At 53.8% G+C, this 16,982-nt stretch carries 15 protein-coding genes and 1 tRNA gene; 10 read left to right on the top strand and 6 right to left on the bottom strand.

Annotation, left to right across the window (positions count from 1 at the left end; all coding sequences use genetic code 11):
* Positions 1 to 304: ATPase domain-containing protein (locus ACTIKR_RS16260; RefSeq protein ID WP_442328382.1), on the bottom strand; the 304-nt coding region annotated here is incomplete at its 3' end.
* A gap of 804 nt (positions 305 to 1,108) precedes the next feature.
* On the opposite strand from ACTIKR_RS16260, the gene ACTIKR_RS16255 reads away from it, so the two are divergent.
* Complete coding sequence (locus ACTIKR_RS16255; protein WP_442328381.1) at positions 1,109 to 2,014, top strand: recombination-associated protein RdgC; 906 nt, start codon at positions 1,109 to 1,111, stop codon at positions 2,012 to 2,014.
* Positions 2,015 to 2,229: 215 nt separating this feature from the next.
* Here the strand turns inward: ACTIKR_RS16255 and ACTIKR_RS16250 are convergent, their stop codons facing one another.
* Both ACTIKR_RS16250 and uvrB read right to left on the bottom strand, forming a co-directional pair.
* Positions 2,230 to 2,739 carry a hypothetical protein gene (locus ACTIKR_RS16250; RefSeq protein ID WP_442328380.1) on the bottom strand — a complete coding sequence of 170 codons (510 nt, stop codon included), beginning with the start codon at positions 2,737 to 2,739 and terminating at the stop codon, positions 2,230 to 2,232.
* A gap of 133 nt (positions 2,740 to 2,872) precedes the next feature.
* Positions 2,873 to 4,894, bottom strand: a complete 2,022-nt coding sequence (gene uvrB / locus ACTIKR_RS16245) for an excinuclease ABC subunit UvrB (protein WP_442328379.1) — start codon at positions 4,892 to 4,894, stop codon at positions 2,873 to 2,875.
* Between the two features lie 101 nt (positions 4,895 to 4,995).
* Here uvrB and ACTIKR_RS16240 point away from each other — a divergent pair, with 101 nt between their 5' ends.
* The 3 genes from ACTIKR_RS16240 (at position 4,996) to ACTIKR_RS16230 (ending at position 8,232) form a co-directional block, all read left to right on the top strand.
* Positions 4,996 to 6,195: an amino acid aminotransferase gene (locus ACTIKR_RS16240; RefSeq protein WP_442328378.1), complete on the top strand. Its 1,200-nt coding sequence runs from the start codon at positions 4,996 to 4,998 to the stop codon at positions 6,193 to 6,195.
* A gap of 138 nt (positions 6,196 to 6,333) precedes the next feature.
* Complete coding sequence (gene lexA / locus ACTIKR_RS16235) at positions 6,334 to 7,017, top strand: transcriptional repressor LexA (protein WP_442328377.1); 684 nt, start codon at positions 6,334 to 6,336, stop codon at positions 7,015 to 7,017.
* 18 nt (positions 7,018 to 7,035) lie between these two features.
* On the top strand, positions 7,036 to 8,232 hold the full coding sequence (locus tag ACTIKR_RS16230; RefSeq protein WP_442328376.1) for a benzoate/H(+) symporter BenE family transporter: 1,197 nt from the start codon (positions 7,036 to 7,038) through the stop codon (positions 8,230 to 8,232).
* 39 nt (positions 8,233 to 8,271) lie between these two features.
* Here ACTIKR_RS16230 and ACTIKR_RS16225 read toward each other — a convergent pair whose 3' ends face one another.
* Positions 8,272 to 8,865 (bottom strand): transglycosylase SLT domain-containing protein, encoded by a 594-nt coding sequence (locus ACTIKR_RS16225; RefSeq protein WP_193086999.1) that lies wholly within the window; start codon positions 8,863 to 8,865, stop codon positions 8,272 to 8,274.
* 110 nt (positions 8,866 to 8,975) lie between these two features.
* Between ACTIKR_RS16225 and ACTIKR_RS16220 the strand changes: the two genes are divergently transcribed.
* Together ACTIKR_RS16220 and ACTIKR_RS16215 are read left to right on the top strand one after the other, a co-directional pair.
* Positions 8,976 to 10,091, top strand: a complete 1,116-nt coding sequence (locus ACTIKR_RS16220) for an AI-2E family transporter (protein ID WP_442328375.1) — start codon at positions 8,976 to 8,978, stop codon at positions 10,089 to 10,091.
* A 123-nt stretch (positions 10,092 to 10,214) separates the two neighbouring features.
* On the top strand, positions 10,215 to 10,433 hold the full coding sequence (locus ACTIKR_RS16215) for a YdcH family protein (RefSeq protein ID WP_193087001.1): 219 nt from the start codon (positions 10,215 to 10,217) through the stop codon (positions 10,431 to 10,433).
* Positions 10,434 to 10,901: 468 nt separating this feature from the next.
* On the opposite strand, the gene ACTIKR_RS16210 is transcribed toward ACTIKR_RS16215, so the two are convergent.
* Positions 10,902 to 10,986, bottom strand: a tRNA-Leu gene (locus ACTIKR_RS16210).
* A 288-nt stretch (positions 10,987 to 11,274) separates the two neighbouring features.
* On the opposite strand from ACTIKR_RS16210, the gene ACTIKR_RS16205 reads away from it, so the two are divergent.
* A complete protein-coding gene (locus ACTIKR_RS16205) occupies positions 11,275 to 12,342 on the top strand; it encodes a Bug family tripartite tricarboxylate transporter substrate binding protein (protein WP_442328374.1) in 1,068 nt (355 codons plus the stop codon).
* A 175-nt stretch (positions 12,343 to 12,517) separates the two neighbouring features.
* Here ACTIKR_RS16205 and ACTIKR_RS16200 read toward each other — a convergent pair whose 3' ends face one another.
* Positions 12,518 to 13,147: a LysE family transporter gene (locus ACTIKR_RS16200; protein WP_442328373.1), complete on the bottom strand. Its 630-nt coding sequence runs from the start codon at positions 13,145 to 13,147 to the stop codon at positions 12,518 to 12,520.
* A 650-nt stretch (positions 13,148 to 13,797) separates the two neighbouring features.
* On the opposite strand from ACTIKR_RS16200, the gene ACTIKR_RS16195 reads away from it, so the two are divergent.
* The 3 genes from ACTIKR_RS16195 to ACTIKR_RS16185 all read left to right on the top strand — a co-directional run.
* The gene (locus ACTIKR_RS16195; RefSeq protein ID WP_442328383.1) at positions 13,798 to 14,970 is read left to right on the top strand and encodes an ABC transporter substrate-binding protein; all 1,173 of its coding nucleotides are present in this window, start codon (positions 13,798 to 13,800) and stop codon (positions 14,968 to 14,970) included.
* 14 nt (positions 14,971 to 14,984) lie between these two features.
* Positions 14,985 to 15,173, top strand: a complete 189-nt coding sequence (locus ACTIKR_RS16190; RefSeq protein WP_442328372.1) for a hypothetical protein — start codon at positions 14,985 to 14,987, stop codon at positions 15,171 to 15,173.
* Positions 15,164 to 16,982, top strand: a 1,819-nt coding sequence (locus ACTIKR_RS16185) for an ABC transporter permease (protein ID WP_442328371.1), incomplete at its 3' end; no start/stop codon positions are given. The genes ACTIKR_RS16190 and ACTIKR_RS16185, both read left to right, overlap by 10 nt.

Below are 16,982 nucleotides of genomic sequence, written 5' to 3'. Positions count from 1 at the left end.
CGATAAACGCGCAGGTGCCGCCGATTTTCTGCATTTCAGCAATGACCTGAAGCGTAAGCGTGGTTTTACCAGAAGATTCAGGTCCGTAGATTTCCACAACACGGCCACGCGGCAACCCACCGACGCCCAGCGCAATGTCGAGCCCGAGAGAACCAGTGGAGACGACCTGGATGTCGTGCGAAACTTCGTTATCGCCGTAGCGCATAACAGAGCCTTTGCCGAACTGCTTTTCGATTTGAGAGAGTGCTGCGCTGAGTGCCTTGGCGCGGTCGGCGCGTGCGGCTTTGGATTGCTTGTCGTCCATGGAGGGTCCTTGTGACTAAATAGAGAAACCTGATATCGCAATATATAGACAAACTGCTTATGAATAAAGACGTGGATACCGTAAGTACAGTATTTTTACACAGGCTGGCCTGGCTATAAACCTATTACCACCCAATGAGCCAACCTGTAAACCGCCCCGCTGCTGATTATGGTAACGCACTGCGCAGGGACGATAATGTCTTGTTTTCACACTCGCCTGCGTCATGCATGTACCGGATAACAACGATTTATTACAAATAATCCAAACAGATTATTCATTACAGATCTTCCACTACAAATCTTCCATAACAGAATTTGTACATATTGTGATAATCGGATATTATCGCATTAAATTATACTGTATATTTAGCCAGTATAATCATATTATCTGCATTTTTTTATGAGTTGTTTGTTCTTTACCAATCCGATTCAGGACTTTGTCAGAGCCTACGCATTATATTCCGTCCCTGATGGTGACGAAATGACAAGTTTCAATCCCCTTTTGAAGTTTCGTCAGCATTGTCAGCGCTACACCCCGTAAGTTTTACGTAGCGCTGAAAACCCGTATTGACCTGCCCCCGGGCAGGTTTTTTTTGACCTGTTCCAGCACATCGGCACACAATCTGCCGCCAGATGCAACAGACCGACCCGAAAAGCAGGCAGCGCTCGCACCGGCTGCCGACATCACAGGCGCCGCCCGTCCCCCTATTGTATTGACCGGCACAAAGTTTTCGGCGACAAGGCAGGCGCCCGGCGCATGTGCGACAACGATAGCCGGTACAATAAATGCTTTTGGCGTAAAAGTATGTGGTTTAAGAATCTGAGCGTTTACCGGCTGGCTACCGACTGGAAACCCACGCAAGAAGAGCTTGAAGACAAGCTGGCAAAAGCCGCTTTCGTTCCTGGCAATAAATCGGATATGAACAGTATGGGATGGGTTCCTGCTCGGGAAAATGGTATGCTCGCCCATGCCCTTAGCGGCCAGTATTTGCTGTCGCTTCGCATTGAAAAAAAACTGTTGCCTGCTACCGTCATCAATCAGTTTACCCGTGTCCGTGCACAGGAAATCGAAGAGCAGCAAGGATACAAACCCGGCCGCAAGCAAATGCGTGAAATCAAGGAGGAGGTAACCGACACCTTGCTGCCCAAGGCATTCAGCATATTCCGCGATACCCGGGTATGGATCGACACCCAGAATCATTGGCTGGTCATTGACGCTGCCTCGGCAACCAAGGCTGACGAAGTGATCGGCGCCCTGGCCAAAGTCATTGACCCGCTGCCGCTCAAAAGCCTGTATACCGAACAATCGCCTGCGGCCGCCATGACCGAATGGCTGCTTGCCGACGAAGCGCCTGCGATGTTCTCGATCGACCAGGATACAGAACTGCAATCATCATCAGAGAACAAGGCGACCATTCGTTACGTTCGCCAGAGCCCCGAAAAGGAAGATGTTCAAAAGCATATCCAATCGGGCAAGCAATGCACCAAGCTGGCGCTGACCTGGTCGGACCGCATTTCATTTGTATTGAGCGACAATCTGATCATCAAACGTATCGCGCCACTGGACATCCTCAAGGAAAATCAAGATATGTCGGCCATGGATGAAGAAGAACGCTTCGATGCAGATATGACGCTGATGACCGCCGAACTGGCAGGGTTGCTGAGTGCGTTGGTCGAAGCACTGGGCGGCGAAAAACAGACTGCCAAATAAACGCTGCCGTTTGATAAACATGGTAGTTTGATAGATACTGCAGTTTGATAAAAGGGGCCGAAAGCCCCTTTTTTTTATGAATGCTTTTTATTGGAACAGCAGCACCCCTGGCCGTTGGCAGCCCGTAGCATTGGCAAGCCACGCCTGCCGCTCCCTTTCTTCAGGCCTGCTATCACGAATGCGCTCGCCAATCGGGCAAACGCGTTCCCGTCTACTTACTGCAGATTGATCGTAATGGTATAAGGTACCGGTGTGGCCTTGTGGGCAATCGCGGCCTGCTCCTGACGCGACTCCATGTCGGTCTTGAACAGAACCCGCAATTCGTAGAGTCCTTCGGACGGAACAATATATTCGACATCACGCTGCAATGAATAGGCTTCCTGGCCGAACAGCGCCAGATCAATGGAAGCGTCTCCCTTCAAATTGACTTTCAGTTTCTGGTCCTTGAAGGCGCGAAACTGATAGGACGAGTACCCTGCACCCAGAATATAGCCGGTGTACATGATGGCGTGCTCGTTCAGGGGAAAGCGAACGCTCTGCGTCATATTGGTGAGCGAATTGATGAGCGCTTCGTTGTGCTTTTGTTCAGCCTCCTGCTTTGCGGGAACCGGCTGCGCAACAGTCTCGACGACCTGCTGCTCGATATATCCGACAATAATGACACTCAAAACCGTCACCAGGGCAATGAGCGCAATGAATTGTTTACTGAAAGAGTTCACACGCATTTTTTGTCAGATCGAACTTGTTGAAAAACGGACTGTATCATAACCTGATTTGTAGGCAGCTTAAACCGCCACCGTGGCCCGAATGAAATATTGATCATGATTGACCATAAAGGCATTGCTACGTCTGCGACTGTCAGCGCAACAACACCATTTCCTTGAGACGGGTCAACTGATCCCGGGCTGCCGCCGCCTGTTCGAATTCCAGATTGCGGGCATGGTCCTGCATCTGTTTTTCCAGCCGACGGATCTCTTTGGCCAGCGCCTTTTCATCCACCAGCAGCGACTCAAGGCGGATATCCTCGGCACTGAGCGCATCTGGCGCATCCTGGATCACGCCATCGATCATCTCGCGTACCGATTTGCGCACGCCTTGCGGCACAATCCCGTGCTCAGTATTGAACGCAATCTGCAAATTGCGACGCTTTTCGGTCTCGTCCATGGCGCGACGCATGGAGTCAGTGATGCGATCGGCGTACAGAATAGCCCTGCCATTCAGGTTCCTTGCTGCACGGCCAATAGTCTGAATCAGGCTGCGCTCGGATCGCAGAAAACCTTCCTTGTCAGCATCCAGAATAGCCACCAGCGAGACCTCAGGAATATCCAGTCCCTCGCGCAGCAGGTTGATACCCACCAGAATATCAAAATGGCCCAGGCGCAGATCGCGAATAATCTCAACCCGCTCGACCGTATCGATATCCGAATGCAGATAGCGCACTTTCATGCCACTTTCGGTCAGGTAGTCGGTCAGATCCTCTGCCATGCGCTTGGTCAGTGTGGTTACCAGCACCCGATCGCCAACCGCAATACGTAACTTGGCTTCACCCAGCAGGTCGTCCACCTGGGTGAGCGCCGGGCGCACCTCGACCATGGGATCGACCAGGCCGGTGGGTCGCACCACCTGTCGCACTATATTGTCGGAATGCTCATTTTCATAGTCTGCAGGCGTGGCCGAGACAAATACGCTTTGCCGGACACGCTGCTCGAACTCTTCCATCTTCAGAGGCCGGTTGTCCATCGCCGACGGCAGACGAAAACCAAACTGCACCAGGGTTTCCTTGCGGGAACGGTCGCCACGATACATGGCGCGCAACTGCCCCATCATCCAGTGGCTCTCGTCAAAGAACATGAGCGCGTCCTGCGGCAGATAATCGATCAGCGTCGGCGGTGGATCGCCGGGCGCCGCACCAGACAGATGGCGGGAATAGTTTTCGATTCCCTTGCAAAAACCCAGTTCCTGCAGCATTTCGATGTCAAACCGGGTGCGCTGCTCGATGCGCTGCGCCTCAACCAGCTGGTTATTATCCACAAAGAATTTGGTGCGATCACGCAACTCTTCCTTGATGGTTTCGATGGCACGCAACACCGTATCGCGCGGGGTCACATAATGCGAACTCGGATAGACAGTGAACCTGGGCACGCGTTGGCGAATTTTGCCGGTCAGCGGGTCGAACAAATCAATGCTCTCGAGCTCATCATCAAACAGGCTTAGCCTGACTGCCAGTTCGGCGCTCTCAGCCGGGAAAATGTCGATTACTTCGCCGCGCACACGGAACGTGCCCCGGGTGAAATCAATATCATTGCGCTCGTACTGCATGGACACCAGGCGCGCCAGGATTTCCTGTCGTGGCGTGCGATCGCCGGTGCGAAGCACCAATACCATGGCGTGGTAATCTCCCGGATTACCAATACCGTAAATGCAGGAGACCGTACCGACAATGATGGTGTCACGCCGCTCCAGCAGGCTTTTGGTAGCCGACAGACGCATCTGTTCTATATGTTCATTGATTGACGAGTCTTTCTCAATGAACAGATCACGCGTGGGCACGTAGGCTTCAGGCTGATAGTAATCGTAGTAAGACACAAAATATTCCACCGCATTGCGTGGAAAAAACTCCCGAAACTCCGAATACAACTGGGCGGCCAGTGTCTTGTTCGGGGCCAGCACCAGCGCCGGACGGCCCTGACGGGCGATCACATTGGCCATGGTGAAGGTTTTGCCCGATCCAGTGACGCCAAGCAGCGTCTGGTACATCAGACCATCGTCAATCCCTTGTGTGAGCGCTTCAATGGCGGCGGGCTGATCGCCGGCTGGCGGGTACGGCTGGTATAGCTGAAACGGGCTGTCGGCAAACTCGATAAATCCGGCTTCGCTCATAGATTGTGCATCCAGGGTTAAATTGGCGCTGATTTAGGCGTACAATCTTCCATTATCCACTTTAATTGACCTTCCCTGCAACCTTACCTTTTCATATAACGATGACCACTCTTTTCAATGCTGTCGAGCTCGCCCCCCGTGACCCGATTCTGGGTCTGAATGAACAGTACAATGCCGATACCCGTGATACCAAAGTAAATCTGGGTGTAGGCGTGTATTACGATGATAATGGCAAAATTCCACTGCTCAAGGCAGTTCAGGAAGCCGAGAATCAACGCGTTCAGGCGCACGCAGCACGCGGCTACCTGCCCATTGAAGGCATCGGCAATTACAACAAGGGAGCGCAGGAACTGCTCTTCGGCAAAGACGCCGACGTCATCACAGAAGGCCGCGCCCTCACCTTCCAGGCACTAGGCGGCACAGGCGCACTGAAAATTGGCGCCGACTTCCTGAAACAGCTGCAACCGGATACAACCGTTTATATCAGCGACCCGAGCTGGGAAAACCACCGCGCGCTGTTCGAGCGCGCCGGTTTCAACGTGCAAACCTATAGCTATTATGATGCGACGACGCACGGCCTGAATTTTGAAGGATTCGCGGCCGCGGTCAAAGCCATGCCGCAAGGGTCCATCATCGTGCTGCACGCATGCTGCCACAACCCGACCGGTGTTGACCCGACCCTGGAACAATGGCAGCAGATTGCCACTTTGGTCAAGGAACGTAACCTGGTGCCGTTCCTTGACATCGCTTATCAGGGTTTTGGCGAAGGCCTACAGGAAGACGCCGCCGTGGTGCGCCTGTTCGCTGATCTTGGCATGTCCATGCTCATTAGCTCCTCGTTCTCCAAATCCTTCTCCCTGTACGGCGAACGTGTGGGCGCGCTCACTGTCGTGACGACCAGCAAGGATGAGGCCACACGTGTCCTAAGCCAGATCAAGCGGGTTATCCGCACCAACTATTCCAACCCCCCTACTCATGGCGGTATGGTGGTGGCGCAAATCCTGAATACGCCGGAACTGTTCGCCCAATGGGAAAGCGAACTGGCGCAGATGCGCGAACGCATTCGCGATATGCGCAAGCAGCTCACGGACAAACTGAATGCCGCCGGTGTCAAAGAGGACTTCGGTTTCGTGATGTCCCAGCGCGGCATGTTCTCCTATTCCGGTCTGACCAAAGAGCAGGTAGAGCGTCTGCGCAATGAGCACGGCATCTACGCGGTCAACAGTGGGCGGATCTGCGTTGCCGCGCTCAATAGCCGTAATATCGACAGCGTGGTGAAGGCAATCGCTGCCGTGCTGTAATCAGTAGCGACGCAAATCCGCGGCCTGCGGGCAATTTGTCACTGAAAACGCTTGCCAACTGGCAGTGAATGCGTCAGAATACGGACTGTATATACATACAGTCCGTTTTTTTATTTGTCTCTTTCATTACGGGGAATCATGAGCCTGAAGCTTACCGCGCGCCAGCAGGAAATTCTGAATCTGATCAAAGCCGCCGTGGAACGTACCGGCTTTCCGCCAACCCGTGCAGAGATTGCTGCGGCACTGGGATTCAAATCGCCCAATGCTGCGGAAGATCATTTGCGAGCGCTCGCTCGAAAAGGGGCCATTACGCTTACAGCAGGGGCCTCGCGCGGTATCCGTCTTGTTGAAGATGCCGAATCGGCAGCAGCAGGCTCGTCATCCGGCAGCGCATCAGCCAGTGTCGGCGTTTCTCTGGCAGACAGTCTGCGCCAGCTAATATTGCCCGTGGTTGGTAAGGTGGCCGCGGGCAGCCCCATCCTGGCCACCGAACATATCCATCGCGAACTCTCGGTAGACCCGTCCCTCTTCGAACAGCAGCCCGACTATCTGCTCACCGTCAAGGGGCAGAGTATGCAAAACATCGGCATCATGGATGGCGATTTGCTGGCCGTCAAACGCTCGCCGGATGCACGCAATGGCCAGATCGTCGTTGCCCGCATCGATGATGAGGTAACAGTCAAGCGCTTCAACCGCAGGGGCCGCATTGTCGAACTGCTGCCGGAAAACGACGATTTCTCCCCCATTATCGTCTCCGATGAAAATGATTTTGCTATCGAAGGGATTGCAGTCGGCCTCATCAGGCCGCATAATCTGCACTGATTCCCTTTCGGTGCAGCTATGAATGCCTGGCAGCATTTCAAAAACGACTTTTCCACATCGGCGTCCATAGCAGGACTGATTACCGTCCTGGTTTCCCTGACAGGACCGGTAGCCATTATTATTCAAGCGGCCAAGGCGGGCGGGCTCAGCCAGATGCAACTTACAAGCTGGATCTGGGCCATGTCCATCACTAGCGGCGTATGCGGTCTCTGGCTCAGTATCCGCTACCGCACGCCTATAGTCTGCGCTTTTTCCACCGGTGGCGCGGCGCTGCTTATTGACGCGCTTCCTCAATATTCCTACGACGATATTATTGGTGCGTATATATTTGCCGCAGTGCTGGTTGTGTTGCTGGGCGTCAGCGGCCTGTTCTCCCGCCTGATGCAGCATGTGCCCCGCAGTATCGTTTCGGGCATGCTGGCCGGCATACTGTTTGCATTCGGCGCCCACCTGTTTGTGTCTCTGCAACAGGCCCCGGCGCTGGTACTGCCGATCATTCTGGCCTACCTGGTCATCAAGCGCGCCATACCCCGCTATGCAGTGCTGGCGGCCCTACTCACCGGTATCGCGGTATGCGTCGCGCTGGGTCAGCTCAATACGCAGGTGCTCAGTTTCAGCCTGGTTATCCCTGAGTTTGCGATGCCCAGCCTGTCGATACCGGCGCTTGTGGGGGTCGGCATTCCACTGGCCTTTGTGGCACTGGCCTCGCAATACGCACCGGGTGTTGCAGTACTACAGTCCAGCGGGTATCACCATACGCCGATCTCCCCGCTCATTACCACTACCGGTATTTCGACCGTTCTGTTTGCGCCTTTCGGCCTGCACGGCACCACGCTGGCCGCAATCACAGCCGCAATATGTACCGGCCCGGAATGCCACCCCGATCCGCAACGACGTTATGTTGCAGGCATCGTGTGCGGTGCATTCTATATATTTTTCGGTTTGTTTGCGACCGTGGTAACCACGCTGTTCATTGCCATACCGGAAACATTTGTTGCTTCTCTGGCCGGCCTGGCTTTGCTGGGCGCCCTCTGCTCGGGACTGGCCGGCGCCATGGCCGAGGAATCAGAACGCGAGGCCGGCGTCATCACGTTTCTGATGACAGCATCCGGCGTCTCGTTCTTTGGTGTAGGGTCCGCATTCTGGGGCCTGATTGCCGGTGTGGCCGCGTATGCCATTCTGGTGTGGCGGCGTAAACCGCACCAAGCAACATAACGTGACCGGCTTATAAGCCTGGTAATGACTACTCTTTCATTACATCAATTGGGCACGGCACTGGTTATATTGGGCCGTATAACGGGCCGCCCGCTCCCTGACAATTTGAGCGGTGCGCATGAGCCAGGCTTTGGCCTGATAGCTTTTGTTGCGATAGCCACTCCAGCCTTCGTGATAATTCAGATACTGGCCGTAGGCATCCCATTTGGATGTGCCGTTAAGCACCTGTGCCTTGGACATATACCAACCCATGAAATCCAGTGCATCCGCAAAGTCATCGCGACTAGCACTCTGGCCGGTATCGCGCTCGTAATCACCCCATACTTCGTCTTTGGCCTGAGCATAGCCATAAGCTGAACTGACCCGCCCCCAGGGAATAAACCATAGCAAATAGTTTTTGGGAGGCTTGGCATCGTGCCGATACGACGATTCCTGATACATCATGGCAAAGGGTACCGGGATCGGCACGCCCCATTTTTTCTGCATATCCAGCGCTGCAGTGTGCCACCGCGGTTTCTCCTGAAATATTGCGCACAGATCTTCCGCATTTTTCGGCGGCGTTGTAGAGCAACCAGCCAGTGTCGCAGCACCGGCCAGCATGCCAATTGTAAATATTGTTTTCAATTGCAGCATGGGTTAATTACCTTAATCGCCTATTTGCAAATATTGTAAAGAATATGGTCTTGAATTTGAAAAAAATCATCTAGAATGGGCATCATCCTAATTTAGGGTTACGCACCATTATGGCTTATTTGAACCGCTCCGGTATTTACTTCAATACCTTTATCATCATTCTGATTGCGGTCTCGCTCGCATTCCTGCGAATGCTCGTACCCTTTTACGGCGCAATTTTCTGGGCAATTGTCCTGGCAGTGCTGTTCCGTCCACTGCAACTGTGGATACTAGAGCGCATGCCCGGCAGAAACACCCGTGTATCGATTATCACACTTATTATCTGCCTGCTGATTGCCATCATTCCGCTTATCCTGATTTCCATCTCGCTGATCAACGAATCGCTGTTGTTCTATCAGCGTATTGAATCCGGGCAATTCAATATCGCCGAATACATCCGACAGGTGTCAGATGCGCTGCCCGCATCGGTCCGCGATTTTCTGGCCAGGTTCGAGATTTACAACCTGTCTTCGCTTTATGCCAAAATTTCATCTGGCATGATGCAGGGCAGTAAGTATCTGGCCACGCAGGCGCTCAATATTGGGCAGAACTTCTTTGCGTTTCTGGTTGAATTCTGCATTATGCTGTATTTGCTGTTTTTCCTGCTCAAGGATGGACCGGCGCTCACACACCGTATCAAAAACCTGATTCCATTGACCGACGACCACAAACAGTTTCTGTTCCAGAAATTCAATACAGTGGTGCGGGCAACGGTCAAGGGTAATGTGGTCATCGCCGCGGTGCAGGGCGTACTCGGCGGCGTGATTTTCTGGATTCTGGGAATTCAGGGCGCCTTGCTGTGGGGCGTGATCATGGGTTTCCTGTCTCTGCTGCCCGCCGTGGGCGCCGCCATTGTATGGCTGCCGGTTGCCGTGTATTTTTTGATTACCGGTCATCTGTGGAATGGCATTGTCCTGGTTCTGTTCGGCTTCCTGGTCATTGGCCTGTCGGATAATATTCTTCGCCCGTTGCTCGTGGGCAAAGACACGAAAATGCCAGACTATCTGGTTCTTATTTCTACGCTTGGGGGCCTTTCCCTGTTTGGTCTGACGGGCTTTGTGATTGGCCCGCTGATTGCCGCCATGTTCATCGCCATCTGGGATTTGTTCCCGGCGGCGATCAATCTGAATGATCAAAACAAGGCAGTGCCGGTGACGCATCGCCGCCCACCGCCCCCTGCCAAATAGCTGGAATCTTTTTCTAACATACTGTTTTTATTAGTAAATTAATGCCGCAGCTGAAATTTGGGTTGCGGCATTCTTTGTCTGTATAATGGATTTTCCAACTCACAACAGACGGAGGTCCTCGGTATGTTCCCTGAATATCGTGATTTAATATCCCGGCTCAAAGAAGAAGACGCCAATTTCAAGCGCCTTTTCAAAAAACATAATGATCTGGACCAGGAATTGCAGAGCCTTGAAACACAGGATTTCAGTGAAAAACATACTGAAATCGAGAAGAAGAAAAAAGAAAAACTGCAACTCAAGGATCAGCTTTACAGCATGTTGAAGGAAAGGGCGACTACCTGATCCGCGATGTCACGAAACGGGGTGCAATGCCCCGTATTTCGACCAAGTTTATCGTCACCCTGCTGGCTGAAATGCCTTCAAACTACTTTTGCTCAACAGCCCTATTTTTAGAGCGCCTGTTTCCGACCCGCATGATCGCGCAGCCTTTGCTTATTATGCAAGGGCTTTTTATATTCCGGACCACACTGTCTGCAATGCAGTCTCTGCCTGAAAGGCACCCGCACCAATATGAGATCTGTGCCTCGGCTTATAGGACAGAGCCGACTGTTTGAACATCCGGGCTCAATGCGTTTGGGATGGTGCGATCAATTTTGTGTTAATTGTAAGATGCGTGCCCGTCTCCCGCTTATGGGATAGAGCCAAAGAACACTGACTTTAGACAATGAACATTGTCTGGAAAACTACTGGAAATAACTGGCTTATATTTGCGACTGCTTTAAATAACAATCACAAAAAAATAAAAACCAGTGGTGCCCAAGGGGGGACTCGAACCCCCACACCCGAAGGCACATGGACCTGAACCATGCGCGTCTACCAATTCCGCCACCTGGGCAAAACAGAAAACTGTTGTTTTACTGTTGAAGAGCTAAGACAAGGATTATATAGACTCCTACAAAAAAACGCCAGTAGGCGTGCCCGTTTTCTTCAAAAAACCAGCGAGAAGTGGCCGATTGTTGTAAAAACACTTCACACTTGCCGCCAGGCTTGCCAGGATGTACCTCAGAACAGCACTGATTTCACGCCCTGGCTCCAAGTTCAGGCTCACGCCAACCTCCACTTTCGCATACAAGGCCATAGCGCGCGCATGGCCCTGAAAGCGATGCCATATGACATATAATCTGTGCTGACGCGCAGATGCCCGCTGACAGCACGCGCCCTGCCCCCTTATTCATTGCTTATTACTTTTTCTTTTACCAACATGACAACCCTTTCCTACGCTTCACGGTTCCTGCAACGGTTCCTCGCTGTTGCCATCAGCACCACAATCATTCCCCTGGCTGCCGCCGGCGAGTTTCCCGAAAAGGCCATCCGGCTGTCGGTGGGCTACCCTGCCGGTGGCCTGAGTGATGTCGTTGCGCGCAAGCTGGCTGAGAAAGTTGCCGATACGCTCAAGGTGCCGGTCATTGTGGAGAACCGCCCTGGCGCCGGCGGCACAATCAATATCGCCGAAGTGTCCCGCGCCAAGCCCGATGGCTATACACTGGCCTTTTCGGCCACCAGCCCGCTGACATTGACGCCATATTTCTCCAAAGTCAATTACGACCCAGAGAAAGCGGTCACCCCGGTGATCGGCATTATGTATTCCCCTGTCGTTCTGTTGGGGACACAAACACTCCAGACCAGCGATTTCAACGGCTTTATTTCGGCCGCAAAACAGGCGCCAGGCAAGCTGCGCTGGGCTACATCAGGAATGGGCACAATCGGGCATATCATGTTCGGCCAGATCTCTCACGATGCTGGGCTGGACATGAACCTGATTCCCTATAAAGGCGGCAGCCAGCAAATGAACGATGCGCTGGGCGGACAATTCGAAGTTTTCTCCACCAATGTCTCCGCTACCCTGATAGAAAATATCAAGGCAGGCAAACTGCATGCGCTGGCGATTGGCGCCGAGCAACGAATCGAGGGCCTGCCCGGGACACCCACGTTCAACGAACTGGGACAGCCCAAGGCAAATCTGAAATCCAATTTTGGTATCGTCGCGCCGGCCGGCACGCCAACCCCGGTGATCGAAAAACTGAACAAGGCGTTTGATGCGGCCTTGCACGATCATGATATTGCAGATAGTCTGCGGCAATCGGGCAATATCCCCAACGGCGGCAGCGCTGAAGTCTTTCAGCGGATTATTGATGAAGAGTCGCGTAACAATCGGGCGATCATCAAGCAGGCCGGATTGGCGGCCAAATGATCGGCAGATATAAACCCCACATATAACCCGGCGCATCTAAGCGGACGAAATAACCGGTACATATCAACCGGTGCATATCAACCGGCAAAGATCGTCCGATTTGCCGTCCGACCTGATTCATACGCCGCGCCCGATGTACTGGTGGCGCGGCTAAGTTTTGCCGCGTTTTACCGCATTACTTGCCCGCCTGGTGAACAAGGGACAGCAGGCCAGCTGCCAGAGTAAACAGGCCGGCAAATCCACGATTGAGGATCTTCTGCTGTTTGGCCGAATGCATCAACCGCAAGATCCGCGCAGCCAGCCAGGTATATGCGCCCATGACGATGACGTCCACCACTGTCATGGTGATGCCCATCACAAGGTATTGCTGAGCTAGCGGCGCGCGTGGGTCAATAAACTGTGGCAGCACGGCAAGCAGGAACACCATTGCCTTGGGATTACTCATATTGACCAGAAAGCCGCGCAATACCAATCGGTGCACCGGCACATCCGGCGCCCGGGCATCCAGCTCGATCACGCGCACCGGCGCCCGCCACTGTTGCCAGGCCAGATAAAGCAAATAAAAAACCCCAAACCACTTGATTAGCGCAAAGGCCCAACTGGTGGTGGTAAGCAATACGCCCACCCCGGCGGCAACAATCGAGATTTGCGCCGCCAGCGCCAGTTGCAGGCCCAGAATATTCCAGAGCCCAAGGCGCACGCCATGATTGACGCCGGCAGACATGGAAGCGATCGCGCCCGCGCCGGGCGAGATGCTGATAATCCAGCATGCCAGGAAAAACGCTGACCACAATTGCCATGACATAATAAAAATCCTTCAAAAAGGCGAAACATACAGACGGTCACAGGCACACAGCCACGTCGGCCCTTGGCCAGCGGGTGCTGCAATGACAGCAACTGAAAATTTGAAAAAACGAAAACGTTACGAGACTGGCCATGCAACGACAAGGACGGCAAAAGCACGAAAAACGGCTGCGACCCAAGCCAATTGCACAGATGCAGCAAGCGGCCATGAACGGCTAGCGCCGACCAGAACAATATTATAAATCAATCTGCTGTTTTTATTCCGGGCTTATTTTGGGCGTCTCAGATCGATGGCAACGCAGCGCTTTTAACAACCATCCGAAACATGCCATATTCTGACCACCATGAGACCGCTTTCTGACTGCCATGGCCGCAATCGCATCGGCGTATTTCAACTGCTGCCGGGCCACTTTTCATCCTCGCCAACCCGGCTCTACCCCCGTGCTCGTCGCAGTCTTGCCGATGGTTGTGATCCAGGCGCCAAGAGACGCAAACACACAAGCAAAAAAAACCATGATCAATATCACATTATTTATCAAAATAGCGGTAACTAAATTACACTTAGGGATACATCAAAAAAATCAGGCATTATCAGGAGATATCATGCGAAAAGGCGCCCCGAAAGGCTTGTTGGCTATCATCACGAGTGTAATGACGTGTCTGGCTATGACGCCTGCCGTCCATGCGCAACCGGCCGATGAAATACGTATCGGCGAAATCAATAGCTACAAGATTTTTCCTGCTTTTCTGGAACCCTATAAAAACGGCATGGTATTGGCGGCGGAACAAGCCAATCAGGACGGTGGCATCAATGGCCGCAAGTTGAGAATCATTATCCGCGACGATGCCGGCAACCAGGGTAATGCCATCAAGGAAGCCCAGGCGCTCGTCAGCCGGGACAAGGTGCATGCGCTAACCGGTGGCTTTTTATCCAACATCGGACTGGCGCTGGCTGATTTTGCAGCACACCGAAAGGTGTTTTATCTGGCCAGCGAGCCACTGACCGACAAACTGGTCTGGGCTGACGGCAACGACTATACCTACCGTCTTCGCGCTTCTACCTATATGCAGGTAGCCATGCTGGTGCCTGAAGCGGCCAAGCTCAATAAAAAACGTTGGGCGATCGTATATCCCAATTACGAGTATGGCCAGTCTGCTGCCGAGACCTTCAAAACCCTGTTGAAGCAGGCGCAACCAGATGTGCAATTCGTGGCAGAACAGGCTACCCCACTCAATAAGGTCGATGCCGGCAATGTTATCCAGGCGCTGGGCGAAGCCAAACCCGATGCCATTTTCAATGTACTGTTCGGCCCTGATGTCACCAAATTTGTCCGCGCTGGCACCACCCGCAAATTCTTTGAAAACATGCCGGTCGTCAGCCTGTTGACCGGAGAACCCGAATATCTGGACACCCTGGGAGCCGATACGCCAAAAGGCTGGATCGTTACCGGTTATCCATGGCAATTTATCGACACGCCCGAGCACAAGACCTTTCTTGATGCCTATCAGAAACGATTCAACGACTATCCGCGGCTCGGTTCCATCGTCGGTTATATGGCCATCAAGTCACTCGCAGAAGGATTTCGCAAGGCCGGTACGACCGATACAGAGGCAATCCGCAAGGCATTCTCCGGCCTTGAAGTCATCTCGCCGTTCGGCCCGATCTCCTATCGTGCGCAGGATCACCAATCGACCTTGGGCGCATATATCGGCAAGCTGGACGTCAAGGATGGTCGCGGCATCATGACAGATATCCGCTATATCGATGGCGCCACTGTCCAGCCCGATGATGCGCAAGTTGCCAAAATGCGCCCTGCCAAGTAGCGGTGCAACACGCAATGACTCCACCCGCAAAAGACCGTACCCGGCGCAGCCACATGGCCCGACAGCCACGCCATCACAGGCGTGAACATGCCTCTGAAGCCGGCACCTTGCCTTGTGCAGTTGCAAACGGCCAGGGCAGCCCGGGAATGTGCCTGCGCCTGGCAGCCGACGTGCCCTGTGCTCAGGACTACCCATGGATCTGAGCGGATTTGCAGTTCTGTTTCTCAATGGCCTGGCTGGCACCTCTTCGCTATTTATGGTCGCTTGCGGACTATCCCTGATTTTTGGCGTCAGCCGCATAGTCAACTTTGCCCATGGGTCGTTGTATATGTTCGGCCTGTATGTTGCCTACAGTCTGGCCACGCATTATTTGCCAGCAAGCCCCGGCGGATTCTGGCTTGCCGTGCTGCTTGCCGCGCTGCTGGTCGGGGCGCTCGGCGCCATTATCGAGTTGCTGGTGCTCAGACGTATCTACCTGGCACCGGAGCTGTTCCAGTTGCTTGCCACTTTTGCCCTGGTCCTCGTTCTCAGCGATCTGGCGTTGTGGTTGTGGGGCCCCGAAGATCTGCTGGGTCCACAGGCGCCCGGCCTGGCCAGTTCTGTTCCCATTTTCGGTCGGCAATTTCCGACCTATAACCTGCTGCTGATTCTGATCGGCCCGCTCGTACTGCTTTTGCTCTGGTTGCTGCTCAATCGCACCCGCTGGGGCACACTCATCCGCGCGGCGACGCAGGACAGGCAAATGCTTGAAGCACTGGGCGTTAACCAGAGCTGGCTGTTCACCGGCGTGTTTGCACTGGGCGCATTTCTTGCTGGCCTGGGTGGCGCGCTGCAGCTTCCCATCGAACCGGCCAGCCTGACCCTGGATTTGTTGACAATTGGCGACGCGTTTGCCGTGGTGGTCATTGGCGGCATGGGCTCCATTCCCGGCGCATTCGTTGCCGCGTTTATAATCGCCCAGGTCAAAGCGCTGTGCATTGGGCTGGGGACCGTGCATCTGGCCGGCATTGAGATTGCCCTGCCTCAACTGACCCTGGTGGTCGAATTTTTGATCATGGCCGTTGTACTGATCTTCAAACCCTGGGGCCTGTTTGGCGCACGCACCGGTACACCGCGCAATGCCGGCGCACCCGAAGCGCCTTACCGTCCGGCGAGCGTGCTGCTCAAAATCATCGGCGTATGCGTAATCGCGATGCTCATCAGCGTGCCCCTGGCGATCGACGCCTTTCCGTATTTGCCGGTGTTGATACAGGATATCCTCATTGCCGTACTCTTTGCCGCAAGCCTGCATTTCATCATGGGCGCCGGCGGCATGCACTCCTTTGGCCACGCGGCCTATTATGGCGTGGGCGCCTATGCTGCCGCATTGCTGCTGCAGCGTTATGCCCTTCCCATGTCCTTTGCTATTGCGCTGGCGCCTTTTGTCGCGGCCATCGCTGCCCTGATCTACGGCTGGTTCTGCGTGCGGCTGTCGGGTATTTATCTTGCCATGCTCACGCTGGCATTTGCCCAAATCACTTGGTCCGTGGCTTATCAATGGAATGATGTCACGGGCGGCTCCAACGGACTGATCGGCATCTGGCCGGCCGCCTGGCTGGAAGAGCCGGTCCATTTTTATTACTTTGTGCTTGCCACCGTACTGCTGTCCGTACTGGCACTGCGCTGGTTATTGTTTTCACCGCTGGGCTATGCGCTCAGAGCCAGCCGCGACTCAATGCAACGCAGCGGCGCCATCGGCATCGACAGCATGCGCGTGCAGTGGATTGCATTTGTCATAGCAGGTTTTTTTGCCGGGCTGGCCGGCGCCCTCTTCGTATTTTCCAAAGGCAGCATATCACCCGAAGAGCTATACGTGAGCAAATCGATTGACGGCCTTGTCATGGTCCTGCTGGGCGGCATTCAATCGGTCACCGGCCCCTTAAGCGGCGCAGCGTTTTATGTCTTGCTCCATGACTACATCACAGGTATTACCGAGTACTGGAAGGGATTGTTCGGTTTAATTATCCTGTTAT

Origin of the sequence: Advenella sp. (assembly GCF_052108595.1) — a bacterium.
In the GTDB taxonomy this organism is placed as follows: domain Bacteria; phylum Pseudomonadota; class Gammaproteobacteria; order Burkholderiales; family Burkholderiaceae_B; genus Advenella.
This window is presented reverse-complemented; position numbering and strand designations above follow the sequence as displayed.